Annotated in this window: 1 protein-coding gene; it reads left to right on the forward strand. The window is 70.4% G+C overall.

Going from position 1 to position 1,720, the window contains the following annotated elements; translation table 11 throughout:
- The first annotated feature begins 117 nt into the window (after positions 1 to 117).
- Positions 118 to 1,443: an HNH endonuclease signature motif containing protein gene (locus tag L615_RS03470; protein WP_145724134.1), complete on the forward strand. Its 1,326-nt coding sequence runs from the start codon at positions 118 to 120 to the stop codon at positions 1,441 to 1,443.
- The last annotated feature ends 277 nt before the right edge of the window (positions 1,444 to 1,720 follow it).

Raw genomic sequence — 1,720 nt, forward strand, 5'->3', positions numbered from 1 at the left:
CAACCCAGCAGGGCGACAGTCGGAGGCTGAGGCACGACGATCGGGACCCCTTTCACTACTCCACAGGGAGCAGCGAGGACCAGCATCAATGTCGGTGGTCTCTGGAAGAATCCAGTCATGGABCTCGGRACCMACGCATCGATCGGCCAGTACGACGGCCGCTCCGTGACCGAGCTCCTCGGCGACATCCGCTCCGAGGTCGTCGCCCGCAAGTCCTCCCAGGTGCGCGAGTGGATCGCCATCGTCGCCTGGGCCGACCAGAACACCCTCGACTCCCCTGAAGGTGCGGCGACACTGCTGGACGGTGTCGTCGACACCGGCGTCCCCATCGCCGGCCCCGGTGCACCCCTCGTTTCTGAGTTCGCGTTGATGGAGCTCATCGCGGTCCTCGGCCGCTCACCCATCGGTGGCCGTGCCTACGTCGGCCAGGTGATCGAGTGCGCCTGGCGCCTGCCCCGCCTCTACCGATCCGTGGTCGCCGGACGCGTGGACACGTGGAAGGCCCAGCGCATCGCGGACGTCACCCACCCCCTCTGCCCCGAGGCGGCCGAGTTCGTGGACCGACAGCTCGACGCCGCCGTCGACGACGTCGGCTGGAAGCAGCTCGAGAGGTTGGTGGCCGAAGCSRTCSTKCGGTTCGACCCSGAMCRCGCRGAGGCCGAGCGGCAGCGGGCCAGCGACCACCGCCACTTCGACRTCGACGAACCCAGCGACACCGGCCACGTGATCGTCCACGGCCTGATGAACGCCGCCGACGGCCACGACCTCGACGAAGCCATCAACCGCCGCGCGGTCCTCCTCGGCAAGTGCGGCGACGAGTCCTCGCTCGACGTCCGCCGTTCCAAGGCCGCCGCGGACCTGGCCCGGCAGGACCTGTCGCTGGACCTGCTGTTCGCCGACCCCGACACCGGCGAGGTCATCGCCACCGCACCCGGCCGACGCGTCACGTTGAACGTCCACGTCACCGACACCACCTTCACCGGCGACAACCCCGTCGCCCGCTGCGACGAGCTGGGCGTCCCGGTCTCCTCAGCGCAGGTGAAGGAGTGGCTCCAGGCACCGAGGACGACCGTGATCGTCCGCCCGGTCATCGACCTGGCCGACTGCATCCCCGTGGACTCCTGGGAGATCCCCGACCGCCACCGCGCCCGGGTCCAGCTGCGCGACCACACCTGCCGCTTCCCCGGCTGCACCACCAAGGCGACCCGTTGCGACCTCGACCACACGATCGAGCACAACCGCGGCGGCCCGACCTGCCCATGCAACCTCGTCCCCCTGTGCCGACGCCACCACCGGGCCAAGACCTTCAGCCTCTGGCGCTACGTCACCGTCCAGCCCGGCCACTACCTGTGGATGTCGCCGAACGGACGCCACTTCCTGGTCAGCCCGAAGGGCACCCGGGTCCTCGACACCCCGCGCCCCCTCGACCCGGACGACTACTAGCCACCACGCCCCACACCCCGCCCACCAGCAGCACCGGGCGGGGTCATCGGCATGCTCACCGCCTGAACTGCCGCTGGTTGAGGTGCGAGGCGCCCCAGCGCCGAGCCTCGAAACCAGTGGCCCCGGGCCACCGGACTGTGCCCACCACAGCCCGCCCGACGGGCCCGGAGGTTTCGAGGCTCGGCCGCGGGCGGCCTCGCACCTCAACCACCGGGAGCTAGCCGAGGCGAACCCAAGGCTTGCCGCCAGGCGGAGGCTGGACCTACGCAAGGCAACC

This window comes from Nocardioides sp. J9 (genome assembly GCF_007829375.1).
Lineage (GTDB): Bacteria > Actinomycetota > Actinomycetes > Propionibacteriales > Nocardioidaceae > Nocardioides.